Here is a 19938-nt window from a genome sequence, read left to right on the forward strand (position 1 = left end):
GGCCTGCACGGCGGCCTGGCCGGCCCGGTGTCCCCGGCCGACTTCGCGGCCGGCCTGGAGCAGGCGGAGCTGGCGGCCGGAGTGGCTGCGGCGGAGGGCAAGCTCCTGGTGTCGGCGGCGGAGCACACCGGCCGCGGCCTGCTCTCGCTGATCGAACCCGCGGTGGCGCAAGCGTTTGCGCGCGGAGTGCTGACGCCGTTGCGGGAACACGACGCGACGGGCCGCGGCGACCTCGTGGAGTCCTTGCGCTGCTGGCTGGAACACCACGGCCACTGGGACACCGCCGCCGCGCGGCTCGGCGTCCACCGCCACACGCTGCGGAACCGGATCAAGAAGGCGGAGGAGCTGCTCGGCCGGGACCTGGATGCACCGGGTGTGCGCGCGGAACTGTGGGTGGCGCTGCAGGCTTGAGCAACGCCGGCACCGCGCCGGGCGTCTCCCTTTCGTGGGCTACCGACTCGCCGCCGCCGTGGCCGGAGGACTGGTCCTCGCCGCGGGCGGGGCCGCCTTCCTGCCGTGGACGGCGAACCACTTCGGGTACGCGCTGCCCGGCGACCACGGGCTGCCGTACCGCATCCACCACGCCGGCCGCGACTACCGCGGTCCCGCGTGTGCCGGGGCCGCCTGGTGCGCCGGCTCGCCGTACTGCGCGCCGTTCAGCGGTGACGAGACGGCGTTGATCCAGGTCGACGAGGTCGGCACGTGGTTCGGCGCGGCGCACGCCGTCTACACCGCCGAGCCCGCGGCCGACGGGGTCCCGATGCGGGTTCTCGTGCGAGCGGACGGCAACTGCTTCGTCGGCTACGCGCTGATGGGTGGCCCTTAGCCGGTGACCAGCACGATCGGCGAGTCGCCGCAGCGCCGCAGTGCCGGGCCGGGTTCCGCGCCCGCCGACCACCACGCCGGGACGTCGGCTTCCCGCACCAGCGAGCCCGTCGGCTGCCGCACGCTGTTCGACACGATCACCCGCCCCTGCGCGTTCAGCAGCGCCGCCCCGCGCCCCAGCGCGCGCAGCCGCGGCCGTACCGCCCGCTCGAACTCGCGCACGTACACGTCCGCTCCCACCACGCCCGCGAAGGAGCCGGACAGCAGGACCGGAATCGTGAACGTCAGCGTGTACTCGTCGGTGCACAGGTAATCCACGTACGGCCCGTTGATGTGCCGCCGCCCGGTGTCGCGCGGGACCGTGAACCACGACTGGCGCGTGTAGTCGAGGAAGTTCTCGCTCCCCGGGTCCAGGCTGATGAACAGCTGGGACGGCGCTTCCGAAGCCGAGCCGGTCCACCACTCGAAACCGAACTCGGAATCCGTGAGCACGCGGGGTGCGCTGACGAAGCCCGCGCCGACGATCAGCCCGCCCAGTGCTTCGGTGACCTGCGGGCGGATCCGGTGCAGGGCCGCCGCCGACGGGGACTCCGCCAGGACCGATTCGGCCGCCGCCAACAGGGGCTTCAGGCGTTCGAAGACCCCTTCCACCAACGCCGAGACCTGCTCGACGACCTCGTCGCCGGCCAGCGTGCGGGTGTCGTTCACGGTGCTCACCTCGATACGCGGAGTAGGGGGAGTTTACGGGGCGAGCAGGGCTAGATGCACGTCCGCGAGCCGGTCGAGCGCGCCCAGGAGGTGTTCCTCGGTGAGCTTGCGGGCCAGTTCGCCGTCGGCCGCGTCGATCGCCGCGGTGATCGCCGCGTGCTCTTCACAGGAGTGTGCCGCAGGCTCGAACGGCAGCCACAGCAGGCCGCCGAGTTCGCTCTGCAGGTGGACCTCTTCGTGCGTCAGCCGCGGGGACTGCGCGGCCGCCGCGACCTCCAGGTGGAACTGCCGCTCCGCCCGCGTGAAGTCGATGCCGTGTGCCGTGCGGAGGTCGTCGGTCGCCAGCCGCAGCCGGGCGATGTCTTCGGGGGAGCTGCGTTCGGCGGCCAGCTTCGCGGCGGCGCCGGCGATCGCGAGGTAGTGGTCGCCGACGTCGCGGAGGTCGGACAGCGACACCTCGCGCAGCCGCGCGCGCCAGGCGTCCGACGGCGGGTCGGCCGGTGCGCGGACGAAGCTGCCGCCGCTGCGGCCCCGGCGTGTCTCGACGAGCCCCTGCTGCCGCAGCGCCACGAGCGCTTCCCGGACCGTCACGGTCGAGACGCCGAACTGCGCGGCCAGGTCGGCCTCGCTGGGCAGCTGCTCCTGGTCGGCCAGGAAGCCCAGCGTGATGGCGTCGACCAGCCGCGCCGCCACCGCTTCCGCCCGCCCGACCTGGCCGAGCGGCGCGAACATGGCGGACCGCGCGCTGTGCGACATGCCCTTGCGCATCGTGACCCTTCGCGTCGGCGATTACCCGTTCGCACCAATCTTGCCTGATCCTCTTGTCCTATTACATATGGACTTATATGTTTTAGCTCCCGCCAGCACCGAGGAGACACCGTGCAGGAGCTGAAGCACTACGTCGGCGGCGCGTACGTCGAGTCCAAGTCGGGCCGGACGGCGGAGATCGCCGACCCGGTCACCGGGCGGCCCTACTGCACCGCCCCGATCGCCGGACCCGAGGACGTCGACCACGCGCTGCAGGTCGCCGCGACCGCGTTCGAGACCTGGCGCGCGACGACCCCCGCCCAGCGCCAGCTCGCGCTGCTCAAGATCGCCGACGCGCTCGAAGCCCGCGCCGAGGAGATCGTCCGCGTCGAGTCCGCGAACACCGGCAAGCCGATCGCGCTGACCCTGGCCGAAGAGATCCCCATGGTCCTCGACCAGGTCCGCTTCTTCGCCGGGGCCGCGCGCGTGCTCGAAGGCCGTTCCGCCGGTGAGTACCTGGAAGGCCACACATCGTTCGTCCGCCGCGAGCCCGTCGGGGTCTGCGCGCAGGTCGCGCCGTGGAACTACCCGCTGCTGATGGCCATCTGGAAGATCGCGCCCGCGCTCGCCGCCGGCAACACCATCGTGCTCAAGCCGTCCGACACCACCCCGGCGTCGACGTTGCTGCTCGCCGAGATCGCCGGCGAGTTCCTGCCGCCGGGGGTGTTCAACGTGCTCTGCGGCGACCGCGACACCGGCCGCGCGCTGGTCGAGCACGACATCCCGGCGATGGTGTCGATCACCGGCTCGGTCCGCGCCGGCATCGAAGTCGCGAAGTCCGCCGCCAACGACGTCAAGCGCGTCCACCTCGAACTCGGCGGCAAGGCGCCGGTGATCGTCTTCGGCGACGCCGACCTCGAAGCCGCCGCCGAAGCCATCGCCGCCGCGGGGTACTTCAACGCGGGCCAGGACTGCACCGCCGCCACCCGCGTCCTGGTCGCCGACGACGTTCACGACACGTTCGTCGCCGCCCTCACCCGCCAGGCCGAAGCGGCGAAGACCGGCAAGCCCGACGACGAAGACGTCGCCTTCGGCCCGCTCAACAACGCGGCGCAGCTGGAGAAGGTGTCCGGGTTCATCGACCGGCTCCCGGACCACGCGACCGTCCACTGTGGAGGGCACCGCGTCGGCGACGAGGGCTACTTCTTCGAGGCCACCGTCGTCTCCGGGCTCCAGCAGGAGGACGAGCTGAGCCAGAACGAGATCTTCGGCCCGGTGATCACCGTCCAGCGCTTCACCGACGAAGCCGAAGCGCTGAAGGCCGCCAACGCCGTCCAGTACGGCCTGGCGTCGTCGGTCTGGACGCGCGACCACCAGCGCGCCATGCGCGTCTCGGCGAAGCTCGACTTCGGCTGCGTCTGGATCAACACGCACATCCCCCTGGTCGCCGAGATGCCGCACGGCGGGTTCAAGAAGTCCGGCTACGGCAAGGACCTCTCGCTCTACGGCCTCGAGGACTACACCCGCGTCAAGCACGTGATGAGCGCACTGTGAGGCTCGCGATGCCCAACCAAGCACCGTCCGAGACGCGGGAAGAGCCCGCGGCGCCGGAAAGCACGCGCCCGGCGATCCGGCTTTCCGGGCTGCGCAAGCACTTCGGCGACGTCCACGCGGTCGACGGCGTCGACCTCGACATCCCGCCCGGCGAGTTCTTCTCCATGCTCGGCCCGTCCGGCTCCGGCAAGACGACGGTGCTGCGCATGATCGCCGGCTTCGAGCTGCCCACCGCGGGCACGATCGAGCTCGAAGGCCGGGACGTCAGCCGGCTGGCGCCGTTCGAGCGCGACGTCAACACGGTGTTCCAGGACTACGCCCTCTTCCCGCACATGACCGTGCAGCAGAACGTCGAGTACGGCCTGAAGGTCAAGCGCGTCCCGAAGCAGCAACGCCGGGAGCGCGCGCTCGAAGCGCTGAAGACCGTGCGGCTGGAGGACTACGGCGCGCGCAAGCCCGCGCAGCTGTCCGGCGGGCAGCGCCAGCGCGTCGCGCTCGCCCGCGCGCTGGTCAACCGGCCCAAGGTGCTGCTGCTCGACGAACCCCTCGGCGCGCTGGACCTCAAGCTGCGGCAGACGATGCAGCTCGAGCTGAAGCAGATCCAGCGCGACGTCGGCATCACGTTCGTCTTCGTCACCCACGACCAGGACGAAGCCCTCACCATGAGCGACCGCATCGCCGTGTTCAACGACGGCAAGATCGAGCAGGTCGGGCCGCCCGAGGAGGTCTACGAGCGTCCCGCCAGCGCGTTCGTGGCCGGCTTCGTCGGGACGTCGAACCTGCTGGGCGGGCGCGGTGCCGAGTCCGTGATCGGCCGGCCGGGCCTGTTCAGCATCCGGCCGGAGAAGATCCGCATCGACGGCGAGCTGTCCGAGCCCGCCGCGGCGGGGGACACCAGCGCGACCGGCACGGTCACCGACGTCGTCTACGCCGGGGCGACCGTGCGGTACGCCGTCGCGCTCGACGCCGGGGGACAGCTCTCGGTCGTCCGGCAGAACACCGACGACACCGCGTTCGCCGACGGGCGCGTCCGGCTGAGCTGGCGTGACGAACACAGCTTCCAGGTCCAGTAGTTGTTCAGAAGGGTTGCCATGAAGAACAGGAAGACGCGGCTTGCCGGGATCCTCGGCGCCAGCCTGCTGTTGGCTGCATGTGGCACGTCGGGCTCGAATTCGTCCGCGCCGCCCGGCGCGCAGGGGTTCACCCCGCCGAAGCTCGAAGCGCTCAAGGCGCTCGGGCAGCCGGAAGGCCAGCTGAACGTGCTCGCGTGGCCGGGGTACGCCGAGAACGGCTCGAACGACCCGAAGGTCAACTGGGTCACGCCGTTCGAGCAGCAGACCGGCTGCAAGGTCAACGTCAAGCCGTTCGGCACGTCCGACGAAGCCGTGACGCTGATGAAGACCGGGCAGTACGACGTCGTTTCCGCCTCGGGTGACGCGTCGCTGCGGCTGGTCGCGTCCGGCGACGCCGAGCCGGTGAACACCGCGCTGGTGCCGAACTACGCCGACGTCCAGCCGTTTCTCAAGGACAAGCCGTGGAACAGCGTCGGCGGCGTCTCCTACGGCATCCCGCACGGCTGGGGCGCGAACCTGCTGACCTGGCGCACCGACAAGGTGACGCCCGCGCCGACGTCGTGGTCGGTGATGTTCGACGCGAACTCGCCCTACAAGGGCAAGGTGATCGCCTACGACTCGCCGATCTACATCGCCGACGCGGCCCTGTACCTGATGGCGCACCAGCCGGACCTCGGCATCAAGAACCCGTACGCCCTGGACGACAAGCAGTTCACGGCCGCGGTCAACCTGCTCAAGCAGCAGCGGCCGCTGGTGAGCGAGTACTGGTCGGACTACCTCAAGGAGTCGCAGGCGCTGAAGAACGCCGACGCCGTCGTCGGAACCGCCTGGCAGGTCACGGTCAACCTGACCAAGGGCGAAGGCGCGCAGCTCGAGTCGGCCGTGCCGAGCGAGGGCGCGACCGGGTGGTCGGACACCTGGATGGTCGCGGCGAAGTCGCCGCACAAGACGTGCGCGTACAAGTGGCTCGACTACATCGTCAGCCCCAAGGTCAACGCCCAGGTCGCCGAGTACTTCGGCGAGGCGCCGGCGAACCCGAAGGCGTGCGCGGAGATGACCGACAAGACGCTCTGCGACACCTACCACGCCAACGACGCCGGGTACGCCTCGAAGATCGCGTACTGGACCACGCCGATCCAGCAGTGCCTCGACGGCCGCACGGACGTCAAGTGCAAGGACTACGGCGAGTGGACCAAGGCCTGGACCGAAATCAAGGGCTGACATGACCACCGTTTCGGCCTTTTTTTACAGGAAGCCCCGGCTGCGCCTGGGCTTCCTGCTCTCGGCGCCGCTGCTCTGGCTCGGCCTGGCCTACCTGGGCGCGCTCGCCGCGCTGTTCGTCACGGCGTTCTGGCACACCGATGCGTTCACCGGCCAGGTCGTCATCGAGTGGTCGCTGGACAACTTCAAGACGTTGTTCACCGACGCGGTCTACCGCACGATCACCTTCCGCACGGTCGGGATCGCCGCGCTGGTGACGGTGATCGACGCCGTCGTCGCGTTCCCGATGGCGTACGCGATGGCGAAGCTCGCTTCGCCGCGGGCGCAGCGGATCCTGGTGATCGCGATCATGACGCCGTTGTGGGCGAGCTACCTCGTGAAGGCGTACGCGTGGCGCTCGATGCTGTCCGGCAACGGCGCCCTGAGCTGGCTTTCGCCGGGGTACGGCGTCACGGCCACGATCATCACGCTGTCCTACCTCTGGCTGCCGTACATGATCCTGCCGATCTACGCGGGCCTCGACCGGCTGCCGGACTCGCTGGTGGACGCTTCCGGTGACCTGGGCGCTCGCTCATTGCGCACGTTCCGCTCGGTCATCCTGCCGCTGACGTTCCCGGCGATCGTGGCCGGCTCGATCTTCACGTTCTCGTTGTCGCTGGGCGACTACATCGCGGTGAAGATCGTCGGCGGCACGTCGCAGATGCTCGGCAACGTCGTCTACGACAACATCGGCGCCGCCAACAACCTCCCGTTCGCGGCGACGGTGGCGACCGTGCCGGTCGTGATCATGCTCGTGTACCTGGCCGCGGTGCGCCGCACCGGCGCGCTGGACAACCTCTAGGAGCGCTCATGCGAAAGCTGTTGTGGACGGCGCTCGGGCTCGGTCTCGCGGTGATCTACTTCCCGCTGGTGGTGGTGCTGCTCAACTCCTTCAACGCGGACTCGACGTTCGGCTTCCCACCGACCCGGTTCACGCTGGAGTGGTGGAGCCGCGCCGCTTCGAACGACGGCGCGTTGCACGCGCTGTGGACGAGCGTCGAGGCCGGCCTGGCCGCGACGGCGATCGCGCTGGTGCTCGGCACGATGGCCGCGTTCGCGTTGCAGCGCTACCGGTTCTTCGGCCGCAACCCCGTGTCGCTGCTGATCATCCTGCCGATCGCGCTGCCCGGGATCGTCACGGGCATCGCGCTGAACAACGCGTTCCGGACGATCCTGGGCGTCGACCTCGGCCTGCTGACGGCGATCGTCGCGCACGCCACGTTCTGCATCGTGGTGGTGTTCAACAACGTCGTCGCGCGGCTGCGCCGGATGGGCGGCAACCTCGAAGAAGCGTCGATGGACCTCGGCGCGACCGGCTTCACGACGTTCCGGCTGGTGACGTTCCCGATGCTGCGCTCGGCACTGCTGGCCGGCGGGCTGCTGGCGTTCGCGCTGTCGTTCGACGAGATCATCGTGACGACGTTCACGCTGGGCACGGGCATGGAGACGCTGCCGATCTGGATCTACAACAACCTGTTCCGCCCCAACCAGGCCCCGATCGTCAACGTCGTCGCGGCGGTGCTGATCGTGGCCTCGACGGTCCCGGTCTACCTGGCCCAGCGCCTCTCGGGCGACACCGCGTCCGGCGGCCGCCTCTAGGCGACCGACCGGATGGTGCCGCCGTCGACGCGGATCGTCGCGCCGCTCACGTAGGCGGCCGCCGGGCTGACCAGATAACCCACCGCCGCCGCGATCTCCTCCGGGCGGCCCAGGCGGCCGATGTCGTTCGGCACCAGATCGCGCGCCGCCGCGTGCTCGATCTCCTCCCACGACGTTCCCCAGCCCTGGGCGGGGGAAATCGACGTCAGCAGCTCGCGCACGGAGTCGACCAGGATCGCGCCGGGGGAGACGACGTTCGACGTCACGCCGGTCCCGGCGAGCTCGCGGGCCAGTGACACCGCGAGGTTGTGCCGCGCGGCGAGCGTCGCGGTGTAGTGCGGCTGGGTCGCCATCGGCTGGATCGCCAGCCCGCCGCCGATCTGGACGACCCGGCCCCAGCCGCGGGCGCGCATGCCCGGCACGAACCGGTGGACCATCCGGACCGCGGAAACGACGTTCGCCTCGTACATCGCGGTCCAGTCCGCGGTCGTCGCCTCGGTCCACGACAGGTGGTCGTACGAGCCGGCGTTGTTGACCAGGATGTCGACGTCGCCGGCCGCCTCGGCCACCGCGTCCGCTCCCGCGTCGGTCGACAAGTCGCCGATCGCCACCCCGGCCGCCCCGATCGACGAGGCGACCCGCGAAGCCCGCGAGACGTCCCGGCCGTGCACCACCACCGCCGCGCCTTCCGCGGCCAAGAGCTGGGCGATCGCGGACCCGAGACCCGCGCTCGAACCCGTCACCAAAGCCCGCTTACCAGCGATTTCGAGATCCATGAGGAACCTTCCCATGAGGTATACACCTGTAGACTTACGCGCCAAGTCTACACTCGTATACATGAGAGCCCGCAACGCCGCCGCCACCCGCGAAGCGATCCTGAACTCCGCGCTCGAAGCCTTCACCCGCGCCGGGTACGACGGCGTCGGCGTCCGCGAGATCGCCGAGTCCGCCGGTGTCACGGCGATGCTCGTGAACCGCTACTTCGGCTCCAAGGAAGGCCTTTTCGCGGAGGTCGTCGAAGCCGCGATGGCCGAGCGGACCGTGCTCACCGACGACCCGGCGACGCTCGCCGCGGACCTCGCGGCCTCGCTCGTGCGCCGGACCGCTCCGGACGCCGGGCGGCTCGACCCGTTCCTGCTGATGCTGCGCTCGGCGCCCAACCCGCGAGCCGCGGAGATCCTGCGGGCGGGCATCGAGCGGCACGTCGAGAAGCACCTCGCAGACCGGCTCCAGGGGCGAAAGGACGCCGGCCCGGCGCTGGTCCTCTCGGTGATCGCCGGGTTCTGGGTGATGCGGACGCTCATCGGCAGCACCGCGCTCGGCGGAGCCGACGAAGCAGTGCTCAAGAACAAGCTCGAGCGGGTGTTCGCCGTGCTACTCGCGGAATGAGTCCGTCGCGGCGCGCAGGGCCGCGAGCATGCCCGGGTCGGTCACCGCGTGCCCGGCGCCTTCGACGAGCTTGAGCTCCGATCCCGGCCAGTTCCGGTGCAGCTCGTACGCCGTGACCGGCGGGCACACCGCGTCGTAGCGGCCCTGCACGATGACGCCGGGGATGCCGGCGAGCTTGCCCGCGTCGCGGACCAGCTGGCCGTCGGCGAGCCAGGCGCCGTGGCGGAAGTAGTGGACGGCGAGGCGGGCGAAGGTCAGCGCGAACGCCGGTTCGGCGTACTGGCGGACGAAGGATTCCTGCGGCACCACCGAAACCGTCGCGCCCTCCCAGGTGCTCCACGCGACCGCGGCCCGGTGCCGGACCTCCTCCGACGGGTGGTCGAGCAGCTCGGCGTACGCCGCCAGCGGGTCGTCCCGCGACGAGGCGGGCAGCGGGGCGAGGAAGGCCTCCCACTCGCGCGGGAACAGGTTGGCGGCGCCGCCGCGGTAGATCCAGTCGAGCTCGCTCGGCCGGACGGTGAACACGCCGCGCAGGATGATTTCGCTGACGCGCGAAGGGTGTGTCTCGGCGTAGGCGAGGGCGAGCGTCGCGCCCCACGAGCCGCCGAAGAGCTGCCAGCGGTCGATGCCGAGCCGTTCGCGCAGGAGTTCCATGTCGGCGACCAGGTGCCACAGGGTGTTGGCGCGCAGGTCGTCCGCGCCCGGCGTCGACTGCCCGGAGCCGCGCTGGTCGAACAGGACGATCCGGTACGCCGCCGGGTCGAAGTGCCGCCGCGCCATCGGCGCGATCCCGCTGCCGGGCCCGCCGTGCAGCACCACCACCGGCTTGCCGTCCGGGTTGCCCGCCTCCTGGCACCGGATCCGGTGGCCGTCGCCGACGTCCAGGAACCCTTCGGCACGCGGGGGAATCGGCGGGTAGAGCTCGTCCATGCCGTCACTTTGCCGCACGGGCCGGCCGTCGTCCCGGCACCCCGCCGCCAGGGGCCGGAACGACGGCCGAGCAAGGTGGGAGCCCGCCCCCGCCGCCGGGCTGAGCGGGCTCCCGGATCGGGGGGCGTCAGCCGCCGGGGGGCGGGAGAACCGCGAACGCATTTCCCGTCCTCCTCGTCGAGGTTCGTTCCTTCGCGTCGTGGCGGCGACGGGCTAAACGCTAAGCCACAAGTCGAACACCAGTCAAGAACATGATTGATGTTCATGGATGTGAACGCTCGCTGTGAGGACGCTGAGCGCCCCCATCCCCCTTGCCCGGGGTTAACGAATGGCGCGGTACTTTCCGGTGTCGGCGGTGCTGGAAAAGGGTTCGGAAAGGCACGGAATGTCCGCGGTGACCTATGTCGAGGCGATTGTCGTCGGCGCCTTGCAAGGGGTGTCGGAATTGTTTCCGGTGTCCAGTCTCGGCCACAGCATCCTGCTGCCGGCCTGGCTCGGCGGCCAGTGGCAGCGGGACCTGAGCATAGGGAAGGATTCGCCGTACCTCGCGGTGCTCGTCGCGATGCACGTCGCCACCGCGCTCGCGCTCGTCCTGTTCTTCCGCAAGGACTGGGTCCGGATCATCGGCGGCCTGTGGACGTCGATCCGCCACCGCGAGGTCCGCACCCCCGACCAGCGGCTCGCGTGGCTGCTCGTGCTCGCGACCATCCCGGTCGGGCTGGCCGGCCTGCTGTTCGAGGGGCTGCTGCGCGACTTCCTGGGCAAGCCGGTGCCCGCGGCGATCTTCCTCGCGCTCAACGGCGGTGTGCTCTACGCCGCCGAGAAGTTCTCACGGCCCAGCAAGAAAGCGGCCGAAGAGGACACAGTGGACTTCTCGGCCGAGGACACCATGGTGCTGCGGGCGGTCACCGTGGAAGAGGCGACCGACGTCCGGCTGGCGAAGCTGCGCGTGGGCGAGGCGGTGCTGATCGGCGCGGCGCAGATCCTCGCGCTGCTGCCCGGCATCAGCCGCTCGGGCATCACGATGGTCGCCGGTCTCCGCCGCGGCCTGGGGCACGAGGACGCGGCGCGGTTCGCGTTCCTGCTCGCCACGCCGGTGATCCTCGCCGCGGGCGTGCTCAAGATGCCGACGCTGTTCGCCCCGGAGAACCACGCGTCGCTCGGCCCGGCCCTCGTCGGCAGCGTCATCGCCGGGATCGCTTCGTACATTTCTGTCCGGTTCCTCACCGGATACTTCGAAACGCGCACTCTGACCCCGTTCGCCATTTACTGCGTGGTCGCCGGAATCGGCAGCCTGCTCTTCTTCGCGGTCTGACGTGCCCCTGACGCTCGACGCCCTGGCGCTCCTGTGCGTGCTCGTCCTCGGCACGCTCTACGTCCGCGCGGCCCGCGGCCGGGGCTGGCCGCCGGGCCGAACGACGGCGTTCCTCACCGGCCTGGCGACGATCGTGGTGGTCACGTGCTCACCGCTGGCCGTCTACGACACGACGTACTTCTGGGTCCGCGCGGTCCAGACGATCACGCTGCTGATGATCACGCCGCTGCTGCTGGCGCTGGGCGCCCCGATCCGGCTCCTGCTCGACACGGTCCCGGCGCCGTGGCTGCGCCGGCACGGCCGCGGACCGCTCGCCCGCGCGCTGACGTTCCCGCCGGTCGTCACGCTGGCGCTGGTCGTGCCGGTGCTCGTGCTCTACCTGACCCCGCTCTACGACCTCGTGCTGCGGTCGCCGGTGGCCGACGGCCTGGTCCGGGTGGTGCTCGTGCTGGCCGGGTTCACGTACTTCTGGACCCGCCTTGGCCTCGACCCGACCCCGCGGCAGGACCCGCACCTGGTCTCGGTGTGGATCGCGTTCACCGAGGTGATCTTCGACGGCGCCCTCGGACTGGTCCTGTGGCTCGGCCCGCTGCTGGCGCCGGCGCACTACGCGGCCGCCCACCCGGGCCACGGCCCGGACCCCCGCACCGACCAGATCATCGGCGCGGGGGTGCTGTGGATCGGCGGTGACGTCGCCGGCCTGCCGTTCGTCGTCGCGTTGTTCGTGCGGTGGGCCCGCGACGACGAACGGCGCGCGAAGCAGATCGACGTCCAGCTGGACGAAGCGCCCGCGACCGGGTTGTGGTGGGAGAACGACCCGGCGCTCGCCGAGCGGTTCCGGAACCGGGGTTAGTCGTGGAAAGCGTGTTCCGGCGCCGGGAACTCGCCACGGCGGACGTCCTCCGCGAAGGCCGTCGCCGCGTTCTGCAGCACTGTCGCGACGTCGGCGTAGCGCTTCACGAACCGCGGTGCCTTCCCGCGCCGCAGGCCGGCCATGTCCTGCCAGACGAGCACCTGGGCGTCGCAGTCCGGGCCCGCGCCGATGCCGACCGTCGGGATCTTCAGCTCCGCGGTGACGCGCTTCGCGGCTTCGGCGGGCACCATCTCCATCACCACCGCGAACGCCCCGGCCTCCTGCAGCGCCAGCGCGTCGGCGAGCAGCGCGTCCGCTGCTTCGCCGCGCCCCTGCACCCGGTAGCCGCCGAGGTTGTGCTCGCTCTGCGGGGTGAAGCCGATGTGGCCCATCACCGGCACACCGGCCGACGTCAGCGCCTCGACGTGCGCGGCGAACCGCCGCCCGCCTTCGAGCTTCACGGCGTGCGCGCGGCCCTCCTTCATGAACCGCACGGACGTCTCCAGCGCCTGCTGCGGCGACAGCTGGTAGGAGCCGAACGGCAGGTCGGCGACCACGAGGGCCCGCTTGACCGACCGGGTGACCGCCCGTACCAGCGGCAGCAGTTCGTCGACCGTGACCGGCAGCGACGTGTCGTAACCGAACACGTTGTTGGCCGCGGAGTCGCCGACGAGCAGCACGGGGATCCCGGCTTCGTCGAACAGCGCGGCGGTGTACATGTCGTAGGCGGTGAGCATCGGCCACGGCTCGCCGCGCTCCTTCAGCTCACGCAGGTGGTGCACGCGGACTTTCCGGCCCGTCGCCGGCTTGGTGCCGGGTCCGGTGCCGTAGGGGGCCGCCTCTTCGGCGGGCCCGTTCGCGGGGGCAGACATCGTCGTCGACCGTCCTTCCCTCGAGGCCTCCGCGGAGGTCCCCGGGTCGTGGAGCAGGGGCGTCTCAGAGCGTGGCACGCGCGCGGGCGGGCCCCCAACCTCCTGGGACCAGCTTCACACCCTCGGGGACTACGCACCGTCATTCTTGAGGTTGATGCCCGGGGACAACCAACCTGTGTTCACTGACGTCAAGAAGACGGCATGAGCACCGATCGGCCGCGAAAGGCGACGAAAGCAACGATGGGAACCCTCGCGAGCACACGCCCGCGCCTCCCGAAGTGGAAGGCGAAGGCGGGCGGCATCGTCGCGACCGTGGTCCAGCTGGCCGCGGTGTTTTCGGTGATCCTCCTCTTCACGAACGGCCCGCACGGGCGCCTGCTCAACGGCATCGACATGGCGTTCTCCGGCCTGAGCGTGCCGACCAGTTCGAGCCTGGTCATGGTGCTGCTGCTGGTGGTGCTCGGCGGCGCGCTGCGGCGGCGCAAAGCGGCGGCGCTGTACACGCTGGTGCTGTTCCAGGTCGGCGGCCTGGTGCTCACCCTGGCCCTGCAGGCGACGCTGCTGTGGTCGCCCGAGCTGCTGACCCTCGGCCCGAAGCAGGTCCGGCACATCCCGGCGCAGCTGTGGGTGCTGACGCTGGCCGACGCCGTTTCGATCGCGCTGATCGTGTTCCTGCTCGCGCTGCGCCCGGCCTTCCCGGCCCGGCTCGCGCCGAGCGCCTGGCGCGACGGCCTGACCGCGCTGTTCGGCGGGTTCGCCGTGGTCATCCTGGTCGGCTGGGGGCTCGCGGAAGCGTTTCCCGGGCACCTCGGCGACACGTGGGAGCGCTTCGCCTGGGTCGTGAACCACGCCACCGGCGAGAACCTCCAGCTGCGCCGGATCGGCGTCGGCGAGGGGCCCGCCTGGCTGGACGTCTTCATCGACCTCAGCGCGACGGCGGTCGCCACCGCGGCGCTGTACCTGCTCTTCCGCGGGGTCCGCAGCCGCCGCCTGCGCACCGACGAAGAGGAGCTGCGCGTGCGCAAGCTCCTGGCCGAGCACGGCGAGGACGACTCCCTCGGCTACTTCGCGACCCGGCGCGACAAGAGCGTCGTCTTCGCGCCGAACGGCCGCGCGGCGGTGACCTACCGCGTGCTCGGCGGCACCAGCGTCGCCAGCGCCGACCCGATCGGCGACCCGGAGGCGTGGCCGGACGCGGTCCGCGCGTGGCTCGACGAGACACGCACGTACGGCTGGACCCCCGGCGTGCTCGGGGCCAGCGAGAGCGGCGCGAAGGCGTACACCGACGCCGGTCTGCGGGCGCTGGAAATCGGCGACGAAGCGGTGCTCGACGTCCGCGAGTTCAGCCTCGCCGGGCCGGAGCGGCGCTCGGTCCGCCAGGCCGTCAAGCGCATCGAGCGCGCCGGTTACACCTCGCGGGTCCGCCGTCACGGCGAGATCCCCGACGCGGAGATGGCCGACCTGCTGGCCAGGGCCCAGGCCTGGCGCGGCGCCGAGACCGAACGCGGGTTCTCGATGGCGCTGGGCCGGCTCGGCGACGCCAGCGACGGCCGCAGCGTGATGGTCGAGGCCTACGACGCCCGCGGCGACCTGCGCGGCCTGCTGTCGTTCGTCCCGTGGGGCCGCCGCGGCCTCTCACTTGACCTCATGCGCCGCGACCGCGACGCCGAGAACGGCCTCAACGAGTACATGATCGCCGAGGTCGTCGCGGCCGCGCAGCACCTCGGCGCGCAGCGGATCTCGCTCAACTTCGCGATGTTCCGCGCGGTGTTCTCCGAGGGCGAGCGCATCGGCGCCGGCCCGGTGCTGCGGGCCTGGCGCGGCATCCTGAGCGTCTTCTCGCGCTTCTTCCAGCTCGAATCGCTGTACCGGTCCAACGCCAAGTACGGCCCGGACTGGGTGCCGCGGTTCCTCTGCTACTCCTCGGCCCGGCGGCTGCCGCGCGTCGGCATCGTCGCGGGCGCGCTCGAAGGGTTCGTCCCGACCGGACGGTCGCGGTCGCTGCGCCTGGAGACGGTCGGCGACGACTTCGTCGCCCGCGCGAAGGAGATCGAGGAGTCGGCGGCGGTGCCGTCGGCGAAGCAGGTGCGGCGGCCCGAGCAGGTCCGCGTCCGCATGGCCAAGCTCGGCAAGCTGCGCGAGGCGGGCATCGACCCGTACCCGGTCGGGTTCCGCCGCGACGACCACATCGGCGACGTCGTGAAGAAGTTCAGCGACCTGGCCCCGGACACGGCCACCGGCCACCGGGTGCGGATCGCCGGGCGCGTGCTGAACCTGCGTATCCTCGGCGGGCTGTGCTTCGCCCGCGTCAAGGACTTCAGCGGCGAGATCCAGCTGATGCTGGAGGCGGGCGAGCTCGACCTCACCCGCTGGCGGACCGGCGTCGACCTCGGTGACCACGTCGGCGTCAGCGGCCAGGTCGTGACGTCGAAGCGGGGCGAGCTCTCGGTGCTCGTCGACGAGTGGACGGTCACCGCGAAGTGCCTGCACCCGTTGCCGGACAAGCGGAAGGGCCTCACCGACCCGGAGACCCGGGTCCGGCAGCGCTACCTCGACCTCGCCGTCAACCCGGACTCGACGAACATGCTGCGGCTGCGGTCGACGGTGGTCCGCGCGGTGCGCGACCGGCTGCACCACGCCGACTACCTCGAAGTCGAGACGCCGATGCTGCAGACGGTGCACGGCGGCGCCAACGCGCGCCCGTTCGTCACCCACATCAACGCCTACGACATGCGGATGTACCTGCGGATCGCGCCCGAGCTGTACCTCAAGCGGCTGTGCGTCGCCGGGGTCGAGCGGGTCTTCGAGCTGAACCGCAACTTCCGCAACGAGGGCGTCGACGCGACCCACAACCCCGAGTTCACGATGCTCGAGGCGTACCAGGCGTACGCCGACTACGACACGATGCGGACGCTGACCCGCGAGCTGGTGCAGCACGCGGCCGAAGCGGCGTACGGCGCCCAGGTCGTGCGGCGGCCGGACGAGAGCGGGAAACTCGTCGAGTACGACATCTCCGGGGACTGGCCGGTGGTTCCGGTCCACGAAGCAGTCTCCGCGGTCTTCGGCGAGCGGATCGACTCGGGTACGTCGGTTGCCGAGCTGCGCCGGCTGTGCGCCGCGGCCGGCGTGCCGGTGGGGGAGGACCCGAGCCACGGCGACCTCGTGCTCAAGGCGTTCGAGCACCTCGTCGAGGGCGCGACCGTGCTGCCGACCTTCTACACCGACTACCCGACCGACGTCTCGCCGCTGACCCGCCAGCACCGCGAGGACCCGCGGCTGGCCGAGCGCTGGGACCTCATCGCGTTCGGCTCCGAGGTCGGCACCGCCTACACGGAGCTGACCGACCCGGTCGAACAGCGCCGCCGGCTGGAAGCGCAGTCCCTGCGCGCGGCCAGCGGCGACGTCGAGGCGATGGAGCTGGACGAAGACTTCCTGCTCGCCCTGGAGCACGGCATGCCGCCGACCGGCGGGCTCGGCCTGGGCGTCGACCGGCTGCTGATGATGCTCACGGGCGCGTCGATCCGCCAGACGGTCCTCTTCCCGTTCGTCCGTCCGCAGGCGTAACGAGTCAGCCGCCAGGCAAGCGTCACACCGCCAGGTCGCGGCCGTTCGCTTACTGTGTGCCTCGTGCGCACGGCTCGGATCGCCTCGGCCCTCCTGATGGGGGTGGCCGTCCTCGGGTATTCGGGGTGGCTGCTGGAGTTCTTCCTCCCGACGGGCGTCTCGCCGGTCCACGACCCGGTGGAGGCGCTGCCGACGGCCGGACCACCGGTTTTCCGGATCCTGCTGGCCGTCTCGGGGGTCGCGTTCCTGCTCGCCGGCCCGCCGCTGAACCGCCTCGGCCCGGTTCACTGGACGGCGCGGCTCAGCTCCGTCTCGGTCAGCGCGTTCGGCCTGGTCGTGCTCGTCCAGGCCGCGTACCCGGAACGCGGCGACCTGCTTTCGTCGCTGCTCAGCGTCGTCCTGGTGGCCGGCGTGATCAGCCTGATCCTGTGGTGGCCACCGGGCTGGCGCGCGGTCGCGGTCGCCGGGCTGGTCGTGGTGATGGCGACCTGGCTGGCCGTGGTGCTGTCGCGGCAGCTGGACGCCTACGAAGGTGTCTTCACGCGCGTCCAGCTGGTGGTGCGGGCCGCGCTGTACGGCGTCGGCGGCGTGTACGCCTTCGTCAAGCCCGCGCCCCGGCACGCGCACCGATAGCGCGGTTCCGGCCCGGAATGTCGGTGCCGGGTGGCACGATCCCCGCAGGAGTCAATTTTGCGGAAGGATCGACATGGCGGGAAACGTGCGTCCGGTGGCCGACGAGCGTGACGGGTTGCTGAGCTTCCTGGAGCAGCAGCGGTACGTGCTCAAGTTGGCGGCACACGGGTTGACGGACGAGCAGGCGCGGGCCGCGTCGACGAAGAGCTCGCTGTCGGTGGGCGGGCTGATCAAGCACGTCGCGGCCACCGAGGACAACTGGCTGGACACGATCCTGCAGGTGCCGCAGAAGCCGTTCGCGGAGAGCATCGCCGAGTACCAGTCGGCGCACACCCTGCTCCCGGACGAGACGCTGGCGGGCGTGCTGGCCCGCTACGACGAGGTCGCGGCCCGCACGGCCGAGGTCATCGGCGGGATCGCCGATCTCGGGCAGGGGGTCCCGGTGCCGAAGGACGTGCCGTGGTTCCCGAAGGACGTCGACGCCTGGTCGGTCCGCTGGGTGCTGCTGCACCTGATCCAGGAGACGGCCCGCCACGCGGGCCACGCCGACATCATCCGCGAGCACATCGACGGCGGCACGGCGATGCCCCTGATGGCGGCGGCCGAGGGCTGGCCGGAGTCCCCGTTCATCAAGCCGTGGCAGCCTGCCTGAGCACTTTCAGAACAGGGTGGGTTCGTCGGCCAGCGCGCCTTCGATCACGAGCATCCGGCGTTTCGTCTCGACGCCGCCACGCGCCGAGAAGCCGCCGTCCTTGCCGCCCGCGGCCAGGACCCGGTGGCACGGCACGATGATCGGGAACGGGTTGTGCCCCATCGCCTGCCCGACGGCCTGCGCCGACCCGGGCTGCCCGAGCCGGTGCGCGATGTCGCCGTAGGTCAGCGTCTTGCCCGGCGGGATCGTCCGCGCGACCTCGTACGCGCGGCGGTTGAACTCCGGCACCGCCGAGAAGTCCAGCGGGATCGACGTCAGGTCCGGGCGCGCGCCGCCCAGCAGGGCCACGATCCCGTCCACCGCCGCCCGGACCGCGGCCGGCGGTGTCTCCTCGACCGCGTCCGGGAACCGCTTGAGCAGCCAGGCGCGGGTGCGCGCCTGGCTGCCTTCGGGCAGGGACGTGCCGACCACGACGTCGTCGCGCCAGGCGAGCCCGCACACCCCGATCGCCGTGTCGAACACCGTGAAGCCGGTCATCCCGCCAGCCTACGACTGAAGAGGGGTACCGCCGCGGCAATTGATCGCTAAGTTCGGTTTGGGTGGATTCGGAGGAGGCAGCGTGCGGCGACTGATCTTGGTGACGGCACTGATGCTCGGCCTCGTCGCCACTCCGGCGGCGGCGGATCCGCTGGTCATGCCGCACGTCGTCGTCACGCACCACACGGGGTGGGCCGAGCAGGTGGTCAGGCACGCCGGCGGCACGGTCGTCGCGAGCTACCCGCAGATCGGCGTCGTCGTCGCGTACACCGCGAAGGACGACTTCGCCGCGAAGGTCCGCGCGACGCCGGGCATCGACGCCGTCGGCGCGACACGCACCGCGAAGATCCCGAAGGAGTTCTTCGCGCCTCGCAAGGACGTCCGCTACACCGGCCCGAACTCGCCGAACTCCGGCCTGGTGCCGCCCGAGGGCACCGCGTGGGACGTCCCGGCGCTGCACCTCCCCGAAGCGCACGAGGTCACCGACGGCAGCAGGCGGACCGTCGTCGGCGTGCTCGACGTCGGCGTCGACGACACCCACCCCGACCTGACCGGCGCCTTCGACCGCGGGGATTCCGTGTCCTGCCTGTCCGGCTGGGCCGACCGGAGCCCCGGCGCGTGGCGGCCGACGCTCGACGGCCACGGCACGCACGTCGCGGGCACGATCGCCGCCGCCCGCAACGGAACCGGCGTCGTCGGGGTCGCCCCCGGCGTCCGGATCGCCGCCGTCAAGCTGGCCGAACTCGACGACACCGAGACGGCCGAGAGCATGGTCTGCGGGTTCGTCTGGGCTGCCGAGCACGGGTTCGCGGTGACCAACAACAGCTACCGCTCGATCCCGTGGCGCTACAACTGCGACGACCAGCCGGACCAGGCCGCGGCGAAGCTGGCCGTCGGACGGGCGGTCGCCTACGCCCAGCGCCGCAACGTCCTCGTGGTGGCGTCGGCCGGCAACGCCGGGATCGACCTCGACACCCGCTCGATCGACCGCGAAAGCCCGGCCGACAGCACCCCCGTGGACCGCGCGATCGACCCGACCTGCACGCGGCTGCCGCACGAGCTGCCCGGCGTCGTCGGCACCGGCGCGCTCGACGAAAAGCTGGTCAAGGCGAGCTTCTCGAACTACTCCGCGTCCCGGATCAGCGTGGCCGCGCCCGGCGCGCGCGTCTGGTCGACGTGGCCGAACGGCGAATACCGGTCGGCGAGCGGGACGTCGATGGCCGCGCCGCACGCCAGCGGCGTCGCCGCCCTGATCGCGAGCGAGCACCCGTGGTGGAGCGCCGAGCGCGTCAAGCGGGCCCTGTACGAGACGGCGGCCCCGCTGCCGTGCCCGGACGCCGTCTGCCGGGCCATCCCGGGCGGCACGACGTACTACGGCCACGGCGTGGTCGATGCGGCGCGCGCGGTCGGCGCGGGATGATGGCCAC

20 protein-coding genes are annotated in these 19938 nt (G+C 71.2%); 14 read left to right on the plus strand and 6 right to left on the minus strand.

Annotated elements, in window-relative coordinates; all coding sequences use genetic code 11:
- Positions 1-411 (plus strand): CdaR family transcriptional regulator (locus G3I65_RS15420; RefSeq protein ID WP_160696720.1); only part of this gene is annotated, 411 nt, incomplete at its 5' end.
- A 34-nt stretch (positions 412-445) separates the two neighbouring features.
- On the plus strand, positions 446-826 hold the full coding sequence (locus G3I65_RS15425) for a hypothetical protein (protein WP_309235477.1): 381 nt from the start codon (positions 446-448) through the stop codon (positions 824-826).
- On the opposite strand, the gene G3I65_RS15430 is transcribed toward G3I65_RS15425, so the two are convergent.
- Both G3I65_RS15430 and G3I65_RS15435 read right to left on the minus strand, forming a co-directional pair.
- Positions 823-1533: a cache domain-containing protein gene (locus G3I65_RS15430; protein WP_160696721.1), complete on the minus strand. Its 711-nt coding sequence runs from the start codon at positions 1531-1533 to the stop codon at positions 823-825. The two genes, G3I65_RS15425 and G3I65_RS15430, sit on opposite strands and share 4 nt — an antisense overlap.
- A 33-nt stretch (positions 1534-1566) precedes the next feature.
- Positions 1567-2301 (minus strand): FadR/GntR family transcriptional regulator, encoded by a 735-nt coding sequence (locus G3I65_RS15435; protein ID WP_160696722.1) that lies wholly within the window; start codon positions 2299-2301, stop codon positions 1567-1569.
- A gap of 111 nt (positions 2302-2412) precedes the next feature.
- Between G3I65_RS15435 and G3I65_RS15440 the strand changes: the two genes are divergently transcribed.
- Genes G3I65_RS15440 through G3I65_RS15460 form a run of 5 tightly spaced genes read left to right on the plus strand, consistent with a single transcriptional unit; the run spans position 2413 to position 7766 of the window.
- Entirely contained in the window at positions 2413-3834 is a 1422-nt protein-coding gene (locus G3I65_RS15440; RefSeq protein ID WP_160696723.1) for a gamma-aminobutyraldehyde dehydrogenase, read from the plus strand.
- Positions 3835-3842: 8 nt separating this feature from the next.
- Positions 3843-4907 (plus strand): ABC transporter ATP-binding protein, encoded by a 1065-nt coding sequence (locus tag G3I65_RS15445; protein WP_163046692.1) that lies wholly within the window; start codon positions 3843-3845, stop codon positions 4905-4907.
- 18 nt (positions 4908-4925) lie between these two features.
- Positions 4926-6128 carry an ABC transporter substrate-binding protein gene (locus G3I65_RS15450; RefSeq protein ID WP_160696725.1) on the plus strand — a complete coding sequence of 401 codons (1203 nt, stop codon included), beginning with the start codon at positions 4926-4928 and terminating at the stop codon, positions 6126-6128.
- A gap of 1 nt (position 6129) precedes the next feature.
- Positions 6130-6969, plus strand: a complete 840-nt coding sequence (locus G3I65_RS15455) for an ABC transporter permease (RefSeq protein WP_160696726.1) — start codon at positions 6130-6132, stop codon at positions 6967-6969.
- An 8-nt stretch (positions 6970-6977) separates the two neighbouring features.
- A complete protein-coding gene (locus G3I65_RS15460; RefSeq protein WP_160696727.1) occupies positions 6978-7766 on the plus strand; it encodes an ABC transporter permease in 789 nt (262 codons plus the stop codon).
- Here G3I65_RS15460 and G3I65_RS15465 read toward each other — a convergent pair.
- Positions 7763-8542, minus strand: coding sequence for an SDR family NAD(P)-dependent oxidoreductase (locus G3I65_RS15465; RefSeq protein ID WP_160696728.1), 780 nt, complete (start codon positions 8540-8542; stop codon positions 7763-7765). The genes G3I65_RS15460 and G3I65_RS15465 overlap by 4 nt on opposite strands.
- Positions 8543-8603: 61 nt before the next feature.
- Between G3I65_RS15465 and G3I65_RS15470 the strand changes: the two genes are divergently transcribed.
- Complete coding sequence (locus G3I65_RS15470) at positions 8604-9155, plus strand: TetR/AcrR family transcriptional regulator (RefSeq protein WP_160696729.1); 552 nt, start codon at positions 8604-8606, stop codon at positions 9153-9155.
- Here G3I65_RS15470 and pip read toward each other — a convergent pair.
- Positions 9141-10085, minus strand: coding sequence for a prolyl aminopeptidase (pip, locus tag G3I65_RS15475; RefSeq protein WP_160696730.1), 945 nt, complete (start codon positions 10083-10085; stop codon positions 9141-9143). The two genes, G3I65_RS15470 and pip, sit on opposite strands and share 15 nt — an antisense overlap.
- Positions 10086-10470: 385 nt before the next feature.
- Here pip and G3I65_RS15480 point away from each other — a divergent pair, with 385 nt between their 5' ends.
- Together G3I65_RS15480 and G3I65_RS15485 are read left to right on the plus strand one after the other, a co-directional pair.
- Complete coding sequence (locus tag G3I65_RS15480) at positions 10471-11400, plus strand: undecaprenyl-diphosphate phosphatase (RefSeq protein WP_160696736.1); 930 nt, start codon at positions 10471-10473, stop codon at positions 11398-11400.
- 1 nt (position 11401) lies between these two features.
- Complete coding sequence (locus tag G3I65_RS15485; RefSeq protein ID WP_160696731.1) at positions 11402-12253, plus strand: cytochrome c oxidase assembly protein; 852 nt, start codon at positions 11402-11404, stop codon at positions 12251-12253.
- On the opposite strand, the gene panB is transcribed toward G3I65_RS15485, so the two are convergent.
- Positions 12250-13125: a 3-methyl-2-oxobutanoate hydroxymethyltransferase gene (panB, locus tag G3I65_RS15490; RefSeq protein ID WP_160696732.1), complete on the minus strand. Its 876-nt coding sequence runs from the start codon at positions 13123-13125 to the stop codon at positions 12250-12252. The two genes, G3I65_RS15485 and panB, sit on opposite strands and share 4 nt — an antisense overlap.
- 240 nt (positions 13126-13365) lie before the next feature.
- Between panB and lysX the strand changes: the two genes are divergently transcribed.
- The 3 genes from lysX to G3I65_RS15505 all read left to right on the plus strand — a co-directional run bounded on the left by lysX (position 13366) and on the right by G3I65_RS15505 (position 17974).
- The gene (gene lysX, locus G3I65_RS15495; protein ID WP_160696737.1) at positions 13366-16689 is read left to right on the plus strand and encodes a bifunctional lysylphosphatidylglycerol synthetase/lysine--tRNA ligase LysX; all 3324 of its coding nucleotides are present in this window, start codon (positions 13366-13368) and stop codon (positions 16687-16689) included.
- A gap of 63 nt (positions 16690-16752) precedes the next feature.
- Positions 16753-17322, plus strand: coding sequence for a hypothetical protein (locus G3I65_RS15500; protein ID WP_309235479.1), 570 nt, complete (start codon positions 16753-16755; stop codon positions 17320-17322).
- A 73-nt stretch (positions 17323-17395) separates the two neighbouring features.
- The gene (locus G3I65_RS15505) at positions 17396-17974 is read left to right on the plus strand and encodes a DinB family protein (RefSeq protein ID WP_160696733.1); all 579 of its coding nucleotides are present in this window, start codon (positions 17396-17398) and stop codon (positions 17972-17974) included.
- Positions 17975-17980: 6 nt separating this feature from the next.
- On the opposite strand, the gene G3I65_RS15510 is transcribed toward G3I65_RS15505, so the two are convergent.
- Positions 17981-18511 (minus strand): methylated-DNA--[protein]-cysteine S-methyltransferase, encoded by a 531-nt coding sequence (locus G3I65_RS15510; protein WP_160696734.1) that lies wholly within the window; start codon positions 18509-18511, stop codon positions 17981-17983.
- 82 nt (positions 18512-18593) lie between these two features.
- Here G3I65_RS15510 and G3I65_RS15515 point away from each other — a divergent pair, with 82 nt between their 5' ends.
- The gene (locus G3I65_RS15515; protein ID WP_309235480.1) at positions 18594-19931 is read left to right on the plus strand and encodes a S8 family serine peptidase; all 1338 of its coding nucleotides are present in this window, start codon (positions 18594-18596) and stop codon (positions 19929-19931) included.
- Positions 19932-19938: the final 7 nt, after the last annotated feature.

This window comes from Amycolatopsis sp. SID8362 (assembly GCF_010550475.1).
GTDB classification, from domain to species: domain Bacteria; phylum Actinomycetota; class Actinomycetes; order Mycobacteriales; family Pseudonocardiaceae; genus Amycolatopsis; species Amycolatopsis eburnea.